This window comes from Blastococcus sp. SYSU D01042 (assembly GCF_054050515.1).
Genome location: NZ_JBJGZM010000012.1, coordinates 14,829 through 31,143, shown reverse-complemented (window position 1 = coordinate 31,143; position 16,315 = coordinate 14,829). Strand labels below are relative to the sequence as shown.

Below are 16,315 nucleotides of genomic sequence, written 5' to 3'. Positions count from 1 at the left end.
CCGGGCTCCGCGGCACCGTGACCGTGCTGCTGGTGACCCACGACCCCGTGCTGGCCGCGCTCGCCGACCGCACCGTCGCCCTCCCCTCCCCCGCGGCGCAGGCCGTCCCGCGGAGAGCCGAACTGCCGCCGACATCGGCGATCTCGTCCCCCTCAGCGGCTGATGGCGACCAGATCGCCGATGTCGCCCCGGCGCCCGAGCCCGCGCCGGCACCGGTGCGCGGTGCGCTCGCCACGGCCGGCCTGCTCGGCGCGCTCGCGTCCGGTGCCGGGGTGGCGCTCACCGCGGTCTCCGGCTGGCTGATCGTGCGCGCGGCGGAGATGCCACCGGTGCTCACCCTGCTGGTGGCCACCGCCGGCGTCCGCTTCTTCGGCGTGGGCCGGGCGGTGCTGCGCTGGCTGGAGCGGCTGGCCGCGCACGACGCCGCGCTCCGGCTGGCCGCGGCGACCCGTGTGCGGGTGTGGCGGGCGCTGGCCGCGCAGGGGCTCGCCGCCGACCGCACGCCCGGCGCCGCGCTGGCCCGCGTGGTCGGGGACGTCGGGCTGGTGCAGGACCTCACCGTGCGGGTGCGGCCACCGCTGGTCGTGGCCGCCGTGGTGCCCGCGGCGGCCGTCGCCGCCCTCGCCCTGGTCGACGCCGGTGCCGCCGTGGTGGTCGGCGCGGTGCTGGCCGCCACCGCCGGTGGCGTCGTGGCGGTGCACCGCCGGCTCGACGCCGGCGCCGCCCGGGCGCAGAGCACGCTGCAGGTCGAGTCGCTGCAGGCCACCACCACCGCGCTGGACGGCGCCGCGGACCTGCGGGCGCACGGGCTGGCCGCGCGCACCGCAGGCGACCTGGCCGCCACCGCCGACCGGCAGGCCGCCGCCGCTCGCACCGGCGAGCGCGCCGCGGCGCTGGGGTCGGGTCTGGTGGTCCTCGGCACCGGGCTGGCCGCCGTGCTGGCGACCGCCGTCGCCGCCGCCGGCGGGCTCACCGGACCGGCCCTCGCGGTGCCGGCGCTGGCGCCGCTGGCGCTGGCCGAGGCGCTCTCCGGCCTGGTCCCCGCCCTGCAGCGGCGGGGGGGGGGGGGGGGGGGGGGGGGGGGGGGGGGGGGGGGGGGGGGGGGGCGGGGGCGCCCCGACGCCCCCCCCCCCCCCCCCCCCCCCCCCCCCCCCCCCCCCCCCCCCCCCCCCCCCCCCCGACGCGCTGGCGCGGCTGGACGCCGTCGTCGACGCGCCGCTGCCGCCCGAGCCGGCCGCTCCGCTGCCCGCCCCCGCCGAGGTCCGCGCGGTGACCGTCGACGGGCTCACCGCCGGCTGGCCCGGCGGCCCCGACGTGCTGCGCGACCTGACCGCGGCAGCCCGCGCCGGCGAGGGCTGGCTGGTGCTGCGCGGACCCTCGGGCGCGGGCAAGTCGACCTTCCTCGCCCTGCTGATGGCGGCGCTGCGCCCCCGCGCCGGCCGCTACTCGCTGGACGACGTCGACACCGCACGGATCTCCGGCGAGGACGTGCGCGCCCGGATGGCCTGGCTGCCGCAGGAGGCGCACGTCTTCGCCTCGAGCATCCGGGCCAACCTGGCCGCGGCGGCGCCGCGCGGTGCGCTGACCGGGCCGGAGGGCGAGGCGCGGATGACCGCCGCGCTCACCGCGGCCGGCCTCGGTCCGCTGCTGGCCGCGCTGCCCGAGGGTCTGGACACCGGCGTCGGCGCCGGTGGCACCGCGCTCTCCGGCGGTGAGCGCCGCCGGCTGGCCGCCGCCCGGGCGCTGCTCGCCGATCGGGACGTCGTGCTGCTCGACGAGCCGACCGCGCACCTCGACCCGCCGACCGCCCGCGCCCTGCTCGCGGACCTGCGCCGCGGGCTGGCCGGCCGGGTCGTCGTCTGCGTGACCCACGACGCGGACGTCGAACGCCCGGGCGACACCGTCGTCCGGCTCGGCGCGACGCCCGCGCGGACCCCGGCCTAGGGCTGCCCGGGCACCAGAGCGGCCGGCGGCACGTGGTGCTGGCCGGCGTGCACGTCGGCCAGCACCACCGGTGGAGAAGTGTCCGACCCCTGCGGCACCCTGCCGGCATGGCTGCCTCCTTCACCGGTTCGGTGTTCCTCGGCATGAGCGTCGACGGGTTCATCGCCCGGCTCGACCACGACCTCTCCTGGCTCACCGGCGGCGACGCCGGCGGCGCGCCGGACGACGGGGAGGGCGGCGACTTCGGCTTCGGCGCCTTCGTGTCCGGCGTCGACGCGCTCGTCATGGGCCGGTCCACCTACGACGTCATCGCCCCGATGCCCGAGTGGCCCTACCAGGGCAAGCCGGTGCACGTGCTCAGCACCTCGCTGCCGACGGACGCCGACCCGCGCATCGTCGTGCACCGCTCGTTCGAGGAGGCGGTGCAGGCGCTGACCGACGCCGGGTACCGGCGGGTGTACGTCGACGGCGGCCGGACGGTGCACCGCTTCCTGGCCGAGGGGCTGGTCGGCGACCTCACGCTCTCGCGGGTGCCGGTGCTCATCGGCACCGGCCACACGCCCTTCGGCGAGCTCCCGGCCGACATCGCCCTGGAGCACGAGCGCACGCAGGTGCTGCCCGGCGGCATGGTGCAGAGCACCTACCGCGTGCGGCGCTGAGTCAGGCTGCCGGGACGTCCACCGGGATCTCCGGCCCGAGCTCCGCGCCCCGCAGGAGCTCCAGCTCGTCGCCGGACCAGAACTTCCCCGGGTCGTACCAGTTCTGCGGCCGGGAGGCCGGCAGCAGGCCCATGGCGGTGTACGTCGCCGCGACCAGCTCCGCGCAGTAGACCGCCTCCGCCGAGGTGCGCCGCCGCAGCCGCCCGTTGATCCAGCCGGCGGCCAGGCCCCGCGTGGTCGGGAACGGCTTGCCGTCCAACCGCGCGACGGTGCGCAGGACGGCGTCCTCCATCTCCGGGGTGACGCCGCCGTCGTCGGCCGGGCCGACGAGCTGCCGCAGCCAGGCGCGCTGCCCGTACCTCTGCCGCCAGGTGGCGACGGCGTCGCGCAGGTCGTGCAGCTGCACGCCGCGCTGGTGCTCCCCGGTCCAGACGTCGGGCAGCGAGCGCCCGAGCTCGGCGTGCCACAGCAGCGGGGGCAGGTCCTCGAGGACCACCGCCATGCCGACGTGGTTGACCGGCGCGTTGGTCACCGCCCGGATCGCCCGGTCGGCGACGGAGGCACCGCGGAAGATCCAGACGTCGCCGGTGCGGGTCAGCTCGACCGCCTCGTCGAAGGGGAGCGCAGGCACGGGGCGCTACGTTACGGACGTGCGCCCCTGGAAGCTGCTCGGACTGGCCGGCCTCGCCGGTGTCGCCGCCACCGGTGCGGTGCTCGCGCGCAACGAGCGCCAGCGCCGCGCACTCACGCCCGACGACGTGCGCGCGCGGCTGCACGAGCGGCACGCGGCGGCCGCCGCGGTCCCGCGGTCCGGTCACGAGCCGCACCCGACGACCGAGGAGCTGCGGGCGGGCCGCACGCACCGGGTGGCCCGGCTGCTCCGCCGCGGCTGACCGGATCGGACCTCCGCGGTTCCGATTGCGTGCCACCGGTATGCGCGCGAGCAGGCCGGGTAGGGAGGGCGGACCGCCCTCCCCCCAGCACTGGAGCTCCCCATGGCCCGCAACACGCTCTCCCGCACCCTGCACGACCTCGGACTGTCGGCCTGGTTCGGCGGCACGCTGGCCAATGCGGTGGCGCTGAACGCCGCCGCGAGCGAGGCCGGCAGCGACTCCGCCACCGGCCGCGTCGCCAACGCCGGCTGGGACCGGTGGACGCCGGTCAACGCCGCCGCCATCGGCGCCCACCTCGTCGGCAGCGTCGGCCAGCTGCGCGCCAACAAGCAGCGGGTCGCCGCCCAGCAGGGCGTCGCCGGCATGTCGACGCTCAAGACCCTGGTCACGGCCGCCGCCCTCGGCGCCACCGCGTACAGCCGGGTGCTCGGCGCCCGGGTGTCGGCCGCGGGCGGCGTCCCCTCGAAGTCCGGCACGAAGCCCAGCAAGCGCACCAAGGTCGCCCAGGCCGACGTCGCCGCCGCTCAGCAGCAGCTGGACACGCTGCAGTGGGTCATCCCCGCGCTGACCGGCACGCTGGTCGCGATCAGCTCCTACGCCGGGGAGCAGCAGCGTCCCGGCGAGGTGGCCCGCGGCCTGCAGTCGAGCTGACGCTCAGCCCGGCAACGCCTGCTCGTCCTTGAGCGCCACCCCGGACGCGCCGAGCTGCCGGGCGCCGGCGAGCAAGCCGGCGATCGTCGCCGCGGCCTGCCCGTAGCCCAGCCCGTGCGGCGGGCGGATGTTGGAGACGCAGTTGCGCTCCGCGTCCACCCGCCCCGGGCCGGGCGCCCAGGTCAGGTAGGCGCCGAGGGAGTCCGCCGACGACAGCCCGGGCCGCTCGCCCACCAGGACGACGACGGCGCGCACGCCGAGCGCCGCACCGATCGCGTCCCCGAGGCCGACCCGCCCCTGGTGCGCCAGCACGACGGGGGCGACCGACCACCCGTCCAGCCTGTCCAGCAGCGCGGTGACCAGTCCGGCCGCGTGCTCGTGCACCGCGCGCGGTGACAGCCCGTCGGCGATCACGAGCCCGAGGTCGGACCCGGTGCGGGGCAGCTCCGTCCCCTCGGCCAGGCGCCGGCCCAGGTCCGGCCGCTGCAGGTACTGCGCCCGGTCGGCCGCGGCGGAGGCCACCTCCAGCACCTCCACGTCAGGCAGCGCGGCCCGCACCCGCGCCGGTTCCAGCGGCGCGTGCACCGCGTCGCGGGCGACGGCGTGGGCCAGCCGGAACTCCAGCTCGCGCGCCGTCGGCAGGCCGTCGCCGGCCCGGCCGAGCGCGACGCGGGCCCGCGTGGCCGCGCGCAGCACCGCCCACGGGTCGTCCCCCGCGACCGTCACGGCCGCGCCGCCGCGAGCAGCGCGCGTGCGGCCGGCGCGTCGGGGGCCAGCTCGCGCACCCGGCCGTCGTCGCCGAGCAGGTCCATGCGCGCCAGCCACTCCTCGAACTCCGGCGCCGGCCGCAGCCCCAGCACCTGCCGGGCGGTGAGCACGTCGGAGAAGGACAGCGACTGGTAGTGCAGCATCACGTCGTCCGAACCCGGGACGGCGATGACGAACGAGCAACCCGCCGCACCCAGCAGCAGCACCATCGCGTCGGTGTCGTCGGCGTCCACTTCCGCGTGGTTGGTGTAGCAGACGTCCACGCCCATCGGCAGGCCGAGCAGCTTGCCGCAGAAGTGGTCCTCGAGCGCGGCCCGCAGGACCTGCTTGCCGTCGTAGAGGTACTCGGGCCCGATGAAGCCGACGACGGTGTTGACCAGGAGCGGCTCGAACCGGCGGGCCACGGCGTAGGCGCGGCACTCCAGCGTCTGCTGGTCCACCGGCCGGCCGCCCACGCCGCGGTGCGCGTCGGCCGAGAGCGCCGAGCCCTGACCGGTCTCGAAGTAGGTCACGTTGCGCCCCACGGTGCCCCGGCCCTGCGCCAGCGCACCGGCCTGCGCCTCGGCGAGCAGGTCCAGGGTGACGCCGAAACCGCGGTTGGCCGCCTGGGTGCCGGCCACCGACTGGAAGACCAGGTCGACCGGCGCGCCCGCCTCCAGCGCGCGCAGCGTCGTCGTCACGTGCGCCAGCACGCAGGACTGGGTCGGGATGCCGTACCGCTGGACGACCGCGTCGAGCAGCTCCAGCAGAGCGACGGTGCGCGCCGGTGAGTCGGTGGCCGGGTTGATGCCGATGACCGCGTCGCCGGAGCCGTGCAGCAGCCCGTCCAGCACCGACGCGGTCACGCCCAGCGGGTCGTCGGTCGGGTGGTTGGGCTGCAGCCGTGACGCCAGCCGGCCGGGCAGCCCGATCGTCGAGCGCAGCCCGGTGACCACCCGGGCCCGCCGCCCCACCGCGACCAGGTCGGCGTTGCGCATCAGCTTGGACACCGCGGCCACCATCTCGGGGGTGAGCCCGGGGGCGAGCGCGGCGAGCGCCCGCTCGTCGCCCGCCGCGGCCCACGCCAGCAGCCGGTCCCGGAACCCCCCGACGGTCAGCGAGGCGACCGGCGCGAACGCGGCCCGGTCGTGGGTGTCGAGGATCAGCCGCGTGACGTCGTCCTCCTCGTAGCCGACGACCTGCTCCTCCAGGAAGGTGGCCAGCGGCAGGTCGGCCAGCACCGACTGCGCCGCCACCCGCTCGGCGGCCGAGCCCGCGGCGCACCCGGCGAGCACGTCGCCGGAGCGGTGCGGGGTCGCGCGTGCGAGCAGGTCGGCGAGCGAGCCGAACTCGTAGGTGTGCCCGCCCAGCGTCGTCCGGCGGATGGTCACCGGTGCAGCTGACCCGACGGCTCGGACCAGGTCAACAGCTCCGCCCGAAACGCAACGCGGCGTTCACAGGGGGTCGCTCAGATGCTGCGCCAGCGCCCCTCGGTCGCGTTGCCGGCGGGCTTGGACTCGAGCACGTTGCCCGTCGTCGGCGGCGCGTCGTCGCCGGCCAGCGCCAGCTGCTGGAGCAGCGGCCCGACGAGCAGGTCGTACACCCCCGGCAGCAGCCGGAACCCGGCGGTGACCAGGTGGTTGAGCACGCCTGCCTGCACCACGCGGCGCGGCCGGTCGAGCGTGGAGACCACCCGGCGGGCGACCCGGAACGGCGAGTAGGTGGGCGGTGGCGGCCGCCCGGTGCTGCCCGCCCACGACGCCGCCTGGCTGTAGATGGGGGTGTTCACCCCGCCGGGCTGGATGATCGAGATGGAGATGCCCGGCTCGTCGCGCGTTTCCAGCTGGAGGCTGCGCACCAGGCCGAGCTGCCCCCACTTCGCCGTCACGTAGGCGCCCATGAGCGGCGTCGCGACGTTGCCGAGCAGCGAGTTGACGACGGCGAGGTGACCGGCCCCCTGCGCCCGGAACACCGGGAGCACGACCCGGGCGATGTTCGCCGTGCCGTGGACGGCGGTGTCGACCACCGTCTCGTACACCTCCCGCGGCACGTCCTCGATCCGCCCGTAGGCCATCACCTGCGCGGAGTGCACCACCACGTCGAGCCGGCCGAAGCGGCCGGTCGCGGCGGCGACCGCCGCCCGGACGTCGTCCTCGGAGGTGACGTCCCCGGCGCAGACCACGACCTCGCCCGCCCCCGCGGCCCGCATCTCGGCGGCGGCCTCCTCCAGCGAGCCGCGGTCGCGGGACATCAGCACCAGCCGAGCGCCGCGGCCGGCCAGCTCGAGGCCGGTGGCGCGACCGATCCCGCTGGAGGCGCCGGTGACCAGGACGGCCGGCGGCGCGTCGTCGGTGGGGATCGGCATGGGGCGGTCCATCTCCTCGGCTGGGTCGGGCGGTCCGGCCAGGGCTACCCGCGCGCCCGGCGGGTCAACCCGGCGGCACCACCTCGTCGAGGCAGGCCAGCAGCCAGCCCGGCCCGGCAACCGCGGCGTCCACCGGCAGCCGGGCGCGCAGCCCGCGGTCGGCCGTGACCACCAGCAGCTGCTCCCCCTGCCCCGCGAGGGCGGCCGCCTCGGCGGCCAGGGCGTCGTCCCCGCTCCCCTGCGCGCGCACCACCCGCACGCGGTCCGGCGCCGGCACCCCGCGGGCCCGCCCCTCCACCACGGCGACCACCTGCGCGACGGTGACCGGGCCGCCGTCCGGACCGTCGACGGTCCGCCCGGCGAGCAGGTCCAGCCGGTCGAGCAGGCGGGTCGCGGCACCGGCGCGGTCCCGCCACCAACCGTCCGGGCGGGCCCCCACCACGTTGGCGGCGTCCACCAGCAGCACCCCCACCGCCGTCCTCCCTCCTGCCGTTCGCCCGACCGGGCGACACCGCGTGTGCCGCGCCGACCTGCGGTAACCCGCTCACCCGACGTCCGAGGGGGATCGACGCGGAGCAGTCCGCAACCGGAGGAGACCCACGATGGCCGGCACCGAGAACACCCTGCCCGATCGAACCCTGCCCGACCGGGACGCGACCGTCGTCCAGCCGGCGGTCGCCGCACCTCCCGCTCCCTCGGCCCCGCGCCACGCCGCACCGGCGACCGCCCGCGACGCCGTCGCCGCGCAGCGGGCCACGTTCGGCGGCCTCAAGTGGGGCGCGGCCTTCTTCGGGTGGCTGTCCGCCAACGGCCTGGCCGTGCTGCTGGTCGCCCTGCTCGGCGCGGCCGGGGTGGTGCTCGGCCTGGCCCAGGGCGTCGACTCGGCCGACGAGGCCGCCGCCCGGGCGGAGACCATCGGGGTCGGTGGCGCGATCGGGCTGCTCGTGGTGCTGTTCCTCGCCTACCTCGCCGGCGGGTACGTCGCCGGGCGGATGGCGCGCTTCGACGGCGCCCGCCAGGGCGTCGCCGTCTGGGTGATCGGGCTGGTCGTCGTCCTGGTGCTCGCCGCCGCCGGTGCGATCGCGGGCGCCCAGTACAACGTGCTCCAGGAGCTCGACCTGCCGCGGATCCCGATCGAGGAGGGCACCGCGACCACCGGTGGGCTCATCACCCTCGGCGCCGTCCTGCTCGCGACGCTGCTGGGCGCGGTCCTCGGCGGCAAGCTCGGCGAGCGCTACCACCGCAAGGTCGACCGCGCGGGCTTCCCCGCGTGATCCGGCGCTCCTAGTCTCGCGGGCATGTGCCGGAACATCCGCCCGCTCTCGAACTTCGAGCCGCCGGCGACCGATGACGAGATCCGTGCCGCCGCCCTGCAGTACGTGCGCAAGATCAGCGGTACGACGAAGCCCTCGCGCGCCAACGTCGAGGCCTTCGACCGGGCCGTGGAGGAGATCGCCGAGATCTCGGGCCGGCTGCTGGCGGAGCTCGTGACGACGGCGCCGCCGAAGGACCGTGAGGTGGAGGCGGCCAAGGCGCGCGAGCGCGCGGCGCTGCGCTACGGCACCTGATGCTCGCCCACGGGAATGGTTGACGCTTCATCCACCTTGTCCGGCGCATGACCACCTTCGCCGTCACCGGCGCCACCGGGCACCTGGGCCGCCTCGCCGTCACCTCGCTGCTCGACCGCGGTGTCCCCGCGGCCGACCTCGTCGCCGTCGTCCGGGACGCCGGCCGGGCCGCCGACCTCGCCGCCCGCGGCGTGCAGGTGCGCGTGGCCGACTACGGCGACCGCGGCGCGCTCGAGGCGGCGCTGACCGGGGTCGACCGGCTGCTGTTCGTCTCCGGCAGCGAGGCCGGCCGCCGCGAGGAGCAGCACCGGAACGTCGTCGAGGCCGCACGGGCCACCGGCGTGCGGCGCATCGTCTACACGAGCATCGCCCGGGCCGACACCAACAGCACGCCGCTGGCCGTGGAGCACCGGCTCACCGAGGCGATGCTGCGCGACTCGGGCATCGACACCGTCCTGCTGCGCAACAGCTGGTACGTCGAGAACTACACCGCCCAGCTGCCGCAGTACCGCGCGACCGGGGCCATCGTCGGTGCCGCAGGAGAGGGTCGCGTGGCCGCGGCCCCGCGCGCCGACTACGCCGAGGCGGCCGCCGCGGCCCTGCTGGCCGACGCCCCCGGCTCGGCCACCTACGAGCTCGGCGGCCCGTCGTTCTCGATGCCCGAGCTGGCCGCCGTCCTCGGCGAGGCGACCGGCACCGACCTCGCCTACCGCGACCTGCCGCCGGCGGAGTTCCGCGCCGGGCTGCTGGCCGCCGGCCTGGACGAGGGGACGGCCGACGTCGTCCTCGCGCTGGAGCTGGCCACCGCCGCCGGCGAGCTGGACGTGGCGCCCACCGACCTCGAGCGCCTGCTGGGGCGGCCGGCGACGGACCTGCGCACCGCCCTGACGGCCGCGGCCTGATCCCGCCCGGATCCATCGCGCACAACAGGAGTGCCCGGTGGACCGGGTGGGTACCGGATCACCTCGTGACCGCCACCGCTGACGCTCCCGCCACCTCGGCCGGGGCGACCCGCTGCCCCGACTGCACCGACGGCCTGGGTCAGCCCCGGCCCGTCGAGCCGGGCAGCTTCCGCGAACGGGTGCACGCCAACCGCAGCGTGGCCCTCGCCTGGCGCATCGGCGTCTTCGTCGCCGGTCTGCTCTTCGTCGCGCTGGGGCTGGCCCTCACGGTCCTGCCCGGCCCGCTCACCATCCCGCCGGTGCTGCTGGGCCTGTGGGTGTGGTCCACCGAGTTCGAGTGGGCCCGCCGCTTCTTCGCCGCCTTCAGCCGCAAGGCGCGCGACGCGTGGGCGCACGCCCGCCAGCACCCGCTGAGCTCCACCGCGGTCACCGTCGGTGGTCTCGCCGCCGCGGGGGTCGCCTTCTGGGCGGTCGGCCACTTCGAGCTGGTCGACAAGGCCACCACCGCCCTCGGCCGGTAGCCCCCTCCGGGCCCGTTCCGGCAGCGGTCGCGCCGGGGGCGTGAGCCGTCCGCGGACTGAGCCGCCGGGCGGCTCAGGAGGGGCCGAGCTCCGTCGGGTCCGGCGTGCGGAACGGGGTGTCGGTGGCGGCCGGGTCGCCGGAGCCCGTGGCGCCGGCCGCTGGCTCCTCCGGGCGGTCGGGCTCCTCACCGCCCACCCCGAAGCCGTCGGCGGGCGGCGGCGCCCCGGCGCCGGGATCGGCGGCGGGGATGCCCTCGTCCGGCGTGCCCAGGTTCGGTTCCAGCGGCATCGACATCGACATGCCCGCCCCCTACCCCTCCCGCGGCGGGATACCTGTCCGCGCCGATGACTTCTGCGCGACGCTCCGCCCTGCCTGCGACGCGGGTGCTCCTGGCGGGGTGCTCGGCCCGCTGGCGATGCGGCGGTACGGCAACCGCAGCCAGCCGCCCGGCGGGGCTCCGGTACCAATGGAGGCATGACGTCCTCCCCCGGCGGCCCCGTGCTGCGCCGGTCGCGCTTCGCCGACCTCACGCCCTTCGAGGTGTACCGGCTCTGCCGGCTGCGGGTCGACGTCTTCGTCGTCGAGCAGGCCTGCCCCTACCCGGAGCTGGACGGCCGCGACGTGGAGCCCGCGACCGAGCACCTGTGGTTCGAGGCCGACGGCGAGGTCGCCGCCTGCATCCGGGTCCTGGACGACGGCGCGACGCGTGCCATCGGCCGGGTCGTCACGGCGCCGGCCTTCCGCGGTGACGGGCTGGCCGCCCGGCTGATCGAGCAGGGCGTCGCCGACCACGGCCACGTCCCGCTCACCCTCGGCGCGCAGGCGCACCTGGAGGGCTGGTACGAGCGCTTCGGCTTCCGGCGCAGCGGACCGGGCTACGACGAGGACGGCATCCCGCACGTGCCGATGCGGCGCGAGCCGGCCTGATTCAGGGCTGCGCGATGCGCTTCACCTCGGGCTGCACGCCGTCGCTCTTGTGCACGTGGCTGGACCACACCGGCTCGGGATGGGTGTCGGTGCCGGCGGCGACGTCCTCGGCGGTGCGCAGCTTGGCCACCTTGTGCACGAGCACGCCGAAGCCGGCCTTGGCGACGACGTCGGTCGCGGAGTAGCCGACCTGGATCGCGGTCAGCCAGGCCGGCGTGACGTCGACGAACACCGGAATCGCGTAGATCAGCGGGTAGATCCCGAAGCTGCCGAGCAGCACGATCGTGGCGTTGCGCAGGCTGGTCGCGGCCTCCACGCCCATCGTCGGCAGCGAGGCGCGCACCGCCCCGACCAGGGCGACGAGCAGGTACACGAAGAAGACGGTGCTGATCAGCCCCCAGACGACCAGCGCGGTGCGGTCGCGGCCGTCGGCGATCACCTGCGAGCCCAGGTAGCCGGTGACGATCATCAGGAAGGCCGCGCCCATCGTGGTGAAGCGCAGGTTCCGCGCCGGGGCGCCCGCGATCGAGCACACCGCCAGCAGCTCGACGGTCAGCAGCGGCACCGTCACCGACCAGTCGATGTACCGGGTGCCGACGGAGTTCCGCGCCTCCTCGGTGGGCACCCACACCTCGCCCTGCAGCCGGAAGCCGCTGTCCCAGTCGCTGTACAGCAGCGCGTAGGCGAGCATCGCCACCGCCGACAGGCACACCGCCGCGTACGCCGAGGGCCGGTACCGGGCGGACACCTCGTTCATGCTGATCAGCGAGTAGAGGAAGTACGCCAGCAGCGCGAAGCCGGCGCCGAGCAGCGCGAGCTGCACGACGTCGTAGAGGCCCAGCGGCATGGTCTGCAGCTCGGGTGTCGGAGTGTCGTACACGTCCACGGGAGCTCCCGGGTCAGGCGGGTCGGCTCCCCCGCGGCCAGCGCCGACTACCCCCGGCCGCCGCGCACAACCGCGACCGGCCACGATGCCCGGGTGGACGACGCGACGGCACTCCGGACCGCGGCCGACCGGCTCGAGCAGCTGGCCGCCCGCACGACACCCGGCGACTGGCGCGCCGCCGGGCTGCTCGCCTCCCGGCCCGAGGTCGTCGCGCACCGGTCCGACGGCGGCGCCGAGCACGTGGCCGAGGCGCGCGCGGGGTCGGCCGGGTGGATCACCGCGCTCTCCCCCGCCGTCGCCGGCCCGCTGGCCGGCCTGCTGCGGGCCGCGGCCGTCCGGCCGGATCCGGACCCCGCCGCCCTCGCCCTCGCCCGGGTGCTCCTCGACCGCCTGCCGCACCCGGAGCACGGCCGGTCGTCGCCTAGCCTCGGGGCGTGACGGCGACCCGGGAGGCCCACGTGCCCGCGGCGGCCCGGCAGGCCGAGCGGGACCGACCGCCCCGCTGGTCCGTCGCCGAGCTCCTCCCCCCGGCTCTGCTGCTGGTGCTGGGGATGCTCCTCCTCCTGCCCGGCCACGGGCTGTGGTTCGACGAGCTGTTCACCGCCGAGGTGGGCCGCCGGCCGCTCGGCGAGATCCTGTCGGCGATCCGGGACGGCGAGGGGGTTACCAGCTACCTCGCGGGCGTCCCGCCGTCGTACAACGCGCCCTACTACGTGGTCGTGCACGCCTGGATGGCCCTGCCCGGCCTGGGCGGCGACACCTCGCTCCGGGTCCTGTCCCTCCTGGCGACCGCCGGTGGCCTGGCGCTCGTGACCCGCGCCGTCGCCCGGCTGGGCGGGACGGCGACCGGGGTCCTCACCGGGGTGCTGCTCGCCGCCACGCCCCTGCTCCTCCAGCAGTCGGTCGAGGCGCGCAGCTACGGGCTGACCGTGCTGGCGACGGGGGCGACGGCGCTCGGTCTCGTCCGCTGGCTGCAGGAGCCGCCACGCGGGCTGCTGCTCTTCGGGCTCGCGGGCGCGGGCATGGGCCTGGGCCACTGGTACGCCGTCACGGTCCTCGCGGCGTTCGTCGTCGCCGCGGTGGTGCTGCGCGGGCGCGGCGCCCTCGCGGTCGTCCTCGCCGGGGCGGTCGCCGCGCTGCCCGCCTGCCTGCTCGTCGGGCTGAACCTGCTCAACGGCACCGGCGCGCGCAACGCGGAGCACCTGCAGGACACCGACGGCCGCATGCTCGGCTACGCCGTCGAGGCCTGGGCCGGTGGGCGCACCCCCCTGCTGTGGCTGGCCGTGGGACTGGCGGTCGTGGGTGCGGCGCGGGGCGGCGGGCGGGGCCGCGAGCTCCGGGTGCTCGGGCTGGCGTGGACCTGCGTCCCGCTGCTGCTCCTGCTGGGCGCCGAACTGCTGCGGCCGGTCTACCACCCGAGGTACCTCCTCGCCGGGCTGCTCGGGCTCGGCGTCCTCGCCGCCGCGGGGGCCCTGGCCGTGCCGCGCGGTGGCCGGGCTCCGCTGGCGGCCCTCCTGCTGGCGTGCGCCCTCCTGAGCAGCACCCCGCTCCTGGACCGCGAACCCCGCGAGCGTGCCGACGACCTCGTGCGCGCGCTGGCCTCGGTCCAGGTGGCCGGCGAGCCGGTCGTGGCCGCCGACCAGCGCTCGGCCATCGGGCTGGACCACTACGTGCGGACCCTCGCGCCGCGGCTGCGGGCCGACCTGGTGCTCCCCCCGGACGACGCACCGGCCGACGCCGACCGGGTCTGGCTGGTCCGGCGGCTGATGGACGGCGTGCCCGAGCCCACCGACGACGACGAGATCCTGCAGGAGGCGGGCCTGCGGCTGGTCGACGAGCAGGCCTTCCCCGGCACGCAGACCCGCCTGGTGCTGCAGCGCTGGGAGACCGGCGCCTGACCCGGCGGGTCACCGCCCGGAGCGCAGCGCCCAGGTCAGGGACCGCAGCGACTGACGCAACCGGGTGCGGCCGGTCCAGGCCGACCGCCCCTCCGTCCGGCGGTCCCGCTCGACGGGCAGGCTCACGACCGGCCGCCCGGCACCGGCCACGGCCAGCACCACGCTGGGCGCGCCGGCGTCGCGCACCGCGGCCACGACGGCGTCCCGGACGACCCGGTCCATCGCGAAGAAGGCGCCCGCGTCGGCCGGCAGGCCGGTCAGCCGCGCGGCCAGCCGCCGGTGCACGTCTCCGCTGAGCCGCCGGGCCGCCGACTCGTACCGCCCCCGCCGCCCGGCGAAGACCGCGGCGACGTCGCCCACCGCCAGGCGGTCGAGCAGCAGCGGGACGGCCTCCGGGGGGTCCTGCAGATCGGCGTCGAGGCAGACCCACCGGTCGGCCGACGCCTCGTCGGCCAGCCCGCGGGCCAGCGCAGCGTGCTGCCCACCGTTGACCTCGAGCACGGTGACCGCGACGCGCGGGTCCTCCGCCGCCAGGGCGCCGGCGACGGCGGCGCTGCCGTCGGGAGAGGCGTCGACCACCAGCCTCAGCCGCCAGTCCCACCCCTGCAGTGCCGCAGCCAGCCGCTGGGCCAGCGGGCGCAGGGTGGCCTCGTTCCCGTAGACGGGCGCGACGACGGCGATGCGCGGCGTCACGACCGCGCCCAGGTGCGGGCGAGCCCGCCGGCCAGGTCGAGCGTCGGCGCCCAGCCGAGCAGCCGGCGTGCGGCCGCCGGGTCGCAGACCCAGTCCGCGGTGTCCCAGTGCCGGCCCGGGTGGGCGCCGGGGGACGTGGCGATCGGCCGGCCGGTGACCCGGGCCGCCGTCTCGACCAGCTCCTCGGTGCTGGTCTGCACCCCGGTGCCGATGTTGAGCACCACGCCCGGAGGCAGGTCCTCCTGCCGGGCGGCGCGGAGGCAGGCGTCGACCACGTCGCCCACCCACACCCAGTCCCGCCGGCTGACGTGCGCCGGGAGGGGCACGGTGCCGCCGGTGCGAGCCGCCTCGAGCACGACGGGGACCAGCCGGGTGGGGTGGTCCCCGGGCCCGTAGACCTGGAAGGCGCGCAGGACCACCGCGCGCACGCCCCGTTCCGCGGCCGCCGCCTGCAGCAGCAGCGACCCAGCCGCCTTCGTCGCGCCGAAGAAGCCTCGCGGCTCCAGTGCGGCCTGCTCGGTCAGCGGCACCGGGGAGGCCGCGTACTCGGTCGAGGACCCCAGCCGGACGACGGTGCGGCACCGGTCGGGCAGGGCGTCGACCAGCCAGGGGCTGGTGTTGACCGCCACGGTGGCGGCCCGCTCCTCCTCGGTCGCCTTGGCGCGCCCGGCGGCCAGGGAGAACACGACGTCGGGGTCGGCGGCACGCACGGCGGCGCGGGCCGCCTGCGGGTCGGCCAGGTCGACCTGCCCGCGGCCGAGCGGCACGACGTCCCACCCCTCGGTGCGCAGCCGGTGCACCAGGTGCCGGCCGACGAAGCCGGCACCGCCGGTGACGACGGCTCTCACGCCGGGTGACCCACGCCGACCGGGTCGGCCGACGGCGAGGCGGGGACCGCCGGCCGGGTGACCGCCAGGAGCCGCTGCCGGTTCGCCGCCGCCTCGGCGGGGTCGGCGCGGCGCAGGTCCGCGAGGTGCGCCTGCAGCCGCGGGACCTCGACCCAGGGGTCGCGCCCCTGCATGTCGGCGATGAAGGAGCGGCGCAGGAAGGTGAAGTCGGTGCGCAGCCGGACCAGCTCGGCGGCGAGCACCTCGCCCGGCACGGGGAAGCCGCCGCCGGGCAGCGTCAGCCCGCCGACGCCGAAGGGCTGGGTGACCGCGGCGCGGACCTCGTCGACGGTGCCGTCGACGAGCGGCTTGAAGAGCTGGTCGGACCGGCGGTCGATGCGCAGGTCGTTGAGGCCCACGTAGATCCTCGACAGCGGCCGGCGGGCGAGCTCGGCGGCGACGTCCACCGCGTCCTGCGTCTCGATCAGGATGCCCAGGCCGCACCGCCCGGCGACCAGGTCGAGGGTCCGGTCCACCGACTCCGCCGTGCGCACCATCGGCAGCAGCACCTCGTCGGCGCCGCGCGCGATCGCGTCGTCGATCTCCTCCGCCGTCCACGGGCCGTGGCCGTTGACGCGGCAGATGAGGCGGCCGTCGATCGCCGCCCGCATGCGGGACAGGTCCTCGGGGGTGTCGGTGCTGATCTGGGTGCCCTCGCCGGCCTGCCGCCGTTCCTTGCCCCGGCGTTCCCAGTCCACGATGACCCCGGCCGCACCGGCGGCGACGACGTCGCCACCCCAGAGAGGATCGACGGTGAAGAGGAAGAGGTCCAC

At 77.1% G+C, this 16,315-nt stretch carries 21 protein-coding genes; 11 read left to right on the top strand and 10 right to left on the bottom strand.

All coding sequences use genetic code 11. The features are described 5' to 3' along the window. Nucleotides 1–450 precede the first annotated feature (450 nt). Nucleotides 451–1,944, top strand: coding sequence for an ATP-binding cassette domain-containing protein (locus tag ACI79H_RS18220; protein ID WP_456555910.1), 1,494 nt, complete (start codon nt 451–453; stop codon nt 1,942–1,944). Between the two features lie 107 nt (nt 1,945–2,051). After that, nucleotides 2,052–2,603, top strand: coding sequence for a dihydrofolate reductase family protein (locus ACI79H_RS18215; protein WP_456555833.1), 552 nt, complete (start codon nt 2,052–2,054; stop codon nt 2,601–2,603). A gap of 1 nt (nt 2,604) precedes the next feature. Here the strand turns inward: ACI79H_RS18215 and ACI79H_RS18210 are convergent, their stop codons facing one another. Then, nucleotides 2,605–3,234 carry a hypothetical protein gene (locus ACI79H_RS18210; RefSeq protein WP_456555832.1) on the bottom strand — a complete coding sequence of 210 codons (630 nt, stop codon included), beginning with the start codon at nt 3,232–3,234 and terminating at the stop codon, nt 2,605–2,607. Between the two features lie 19 nt (nt 3,235–3,253). Between ACI79H_RS18210 and ACI79H_RS18205 the strand changes: the two genes are divergently transcribed. Together ACI79H_RS18205 and ACI79H_RS18200 are read left to right on the top strand one after the other, a co-directional pair. Next, nucleotides 3,254–3,496, top strand: coding sequence for a hypothetical protein (locus tag ACI79H_RS18205; RefSeq protein WP_456555831.1), 243 nt, complete (start codon nt 3,254–3,256; stop codon nt 3,494–3,496). A gap of 102 nt (nt 3,497–3,598) precedes the next feature. After that, nucleotides 3,599–4,147 (top strand): hypothetical protein, encoded by a 549-nt coding sequence (locus tag ACI79H_RS18200; RefSeq protein WP_456555830.1) that lies wholly within the window; start codon nt 3,599–3,601, stop codon nt 4,145–4,147. 3 nt (nt 4,148–4,150) lie between these two features. Here ACI79H_RS18200 and eutC read toward each other — a convergent pair whose 3' ends face one another. The 4 genes from eutC to ACI79H_RS18180 all read right to left on the bottom strand — a co-directional run bounded on the left by eutC (nt 4,151) and on the right by ACI79H_RS18180 (nt 7,731). Next, nucleotides 4,151–4,873: an ethanolamine ammonia-lyase subunit EutC gene (eutC, locus tag ACI79H_RS18195; RefSeq protein ID WP_456555829.1), complete on the bottom strand. Its 723-nt coding sequence runs from the start codon at nt 4,871–4,873 to the stop codon at nt 4,151–4,153. Next, a complete protein-coding gene (locus tag ACI79H_RS18190; RefSeq protein WP_456555828.1) occupies nt 4,870–6,285 on the bottom strand; it encodes an ethanolamine ammonia-lyase subunit EutB in 1,416 nt (471 codons plus the stop codon). The genes eutC and ACI79H_RS18190 overlap by 4 nt, the downstream gene beginning before the upstream one ends. A 77-nt stretch (nt 6,286–6,362) precedes the next feature. Continuing rightward, nucleotides 6,363–7,259: an SDR family NAD(P)-dependent oxidoreductase gene (locus ACI79H_RS18185; protein WP_456555827.1), complete on the bottom strand. Its 897-nt coding sequence runs from the start codon at nt 7,257–7,259 to the stop codon at nt 6,363–6,365. A gap of 64 nt (nt 7,260–7,323) precedes the next feature. Then, entirely contained in the window at nt 7,324–7,731 is a 408-nt protein-coding gene (locus ACI79H_RS18180; protein ID WP_456555826.1) for a hypothetical protein, read from the bottom strand. Nucleotides 7,732–7,861: 130 nt separating this feature from the next. Here ACI79H_RS18180 and ACI79H_RS18175 point away from each other — a divergent pair, with 130 nt between their 5' ends. The 4 genes from ACI79H_RS18175 to ACI79H_RS18160 all read left to right on the top strand — a co-directional run bounded on the left by ACI79H_RS18175 (nt 7,862) and on the right by ACI79H_RS18160 (nt 10,250). After that, nucleotides 7,862–8,533, top strand: coding sequence for a hypothetical protein (locus ACI79H_RS18175; RefSeq protein ID WP_456555825.1), 672 nt, complete (start codon nt 7,862–7,864; stop codon nt 8,531–8,533). A 24-nt stretch (nt 8,534–8,557) separates the two neighbouring features. Beyond that, nucleotides 8,558–8,827 (top strand): DUF2277 domain-containing protein, encoded by a 270-nt coding sequence (locus ACI79H_RS18170; RefSeq protein WP_456555824.1) that lies wholly within the window; start codon nt 8,558–8,560, stop codon nt 8,825–8,827. Nucleotides 8,828–8,874: 47 nt separating this feature from the next. Then, nucleotides 8,875–9,729, top strand: coding sequence for an SDR family oxidoreductase (locus ACI79H_RS18165; RefSeq protein ID WP_456555823.1), 855 nt, complete (start codon nt 8,875–8,877; stop codon nt 9,727–9,729). A gap of 65 nt (nt 9,730–9,794) precedes the next feature. Beyond that, nucleotides 9,795–10,250 carry a PGPGW domain-containing protein gene (locus ACI79H_RS18160; RefSeq protein WP_456555822.1) on the top strand — a complete coding sequence of 152 codons (456 nt, stop codon included), beginning with the start codon at nt 9,795–9,797 and terminating at the stop codon, nt 10,248–10,250. Nucleotides 10,251–10,323: 73 nt separating this feature from the next. On the opposite strand, the gene ACI79H_RS18155 is transcribed toward ACI79H_RS18160, so the two are convergent. Continuing rightward, the gene (locus ACI79H_RS18155) at nt 10,324–10,551 is read right to left on the bottom strand and encodes a hypothetical protein (protein WP_456555821.1); all 228 of its coding nucleotides are present in this window, start codon (nt 10,549–10,551) and stop codon (nt 10,324–10,326) included. Nucleotides 10,552–10,725: 174 nt separating this feature from the next. Here ACI79H_RS18155 and ACI79H_RS18150 point away from each other — a divergent pair, with 174 nt between their 5' ends. Continuing rightward, complete coding sequence (locus ACI79H_RS18150; RefSeq protein ID WP_456555820.1) at nt 10,726–11,178, top strand: GNAT family N-acetyltransferase; 453 nt, start codon at nt 10,726–10,728, stop codon at nt 11,176–11,178. A 1-nt stretch (nt 11,179) separates the two neighbouring features. On the opposite strand, the gene ACI79H_RS18145 is transcribed toward ACI79H_RS18150, so the two are convergent. After that, the gene (locus ACI79H_RS18145; protein ID WP_456555819.1) at nt 11,180–12,064 is read right to left on the bottom strand and encodes a bacteriorhodopsin; all 885 of its coding nucleotides are present in this window, start codon (nt 12,062–12,064) and stop codon (nt 11,180–11,182) included. A gap of 93 nt (nt 12,065–12,157) precedes the next feature. On the opposite strand from ACI79H_RS18145, the gene ACI79H_RS18140 reads away from it, so the two are divergent. Together ACI79H_RS18140 and ACI79H_RS18135 are read left to right on the top strand one after the other, a co-directional pair. Next, entirely contained in the window at nt 12,158–12,502 is a 345-nt protein-coding gene (locus tag ACI79H_RS18140) for a hypothetical protein (RefSeq protein ID WP_456555818.1), read from the top strand. Next, nucleotides 12,499–13,962: an ArnT family glycosyltransferase gene (locus ACI79H_RS18135; RefSeq protein ID WP_456555817.1), complete on the top strand. Its 1,464-nt coding sequence runs from the start codon at nt 12,499–12,501 to the stop codon at nt 13,960–13,962. Before ACI79H_RS18140 ends, ACI79H_RS18135 begins: the two co-directional genes overlap by 4 nt. 9 nt (nt 13,963–13,971) lie before the next feature. On the opposite strand, the gene ACI79H_RS18130 is transcribed toward ACI79H_RS18135, so the two are convergent. From ACI79H_RS18130 to ACI79H_RS18120, 3 genes are read right to left on the bottom strand one after another with little or no spacing between them, the layout of a single operon-like run. Continuing rightward, a complete protein-coding gene (locus ACI79H_RS18130; protein WP_456555816.1) occupies nt 13,972–14,655 on the bottom strand; it encodes a glycosyltransferase in 684 nt (227 codons plus the stop codon). Next, on the bottom strand, nt 14,652–15,503 hold the full coding sequence (locus ACI79H_RS18125; protein WP_456555815.1) for an NAD-dependent epimerase/dehydratase family protein: 852 nt from the start codon (nt 15,501–15,503) through the stop codon (nt 14,652–14,654). The genes ACI79H_RS18130 and ACI79H_RS18125 overlap by 4 nt, the downstream gene beginning before the upstream one ends. After that, nucleotides 15,500–16,315 carry an aldolase/citrate lyase family protein gene (locus ACI79H_RS18120; protein WP_456555814.1) on the bottom strand — a complete coding sequence of 272 codons (816 nt, stop codon included), beginning with the start codon at nt 16,313–16,315 and terminating at the stop codon, nt 15,500–15,502. The genes ACI79H_RS18125 and ACI79H_RS18120 overlap by 4 nt, the downstream gene beginning before the upstream one ends.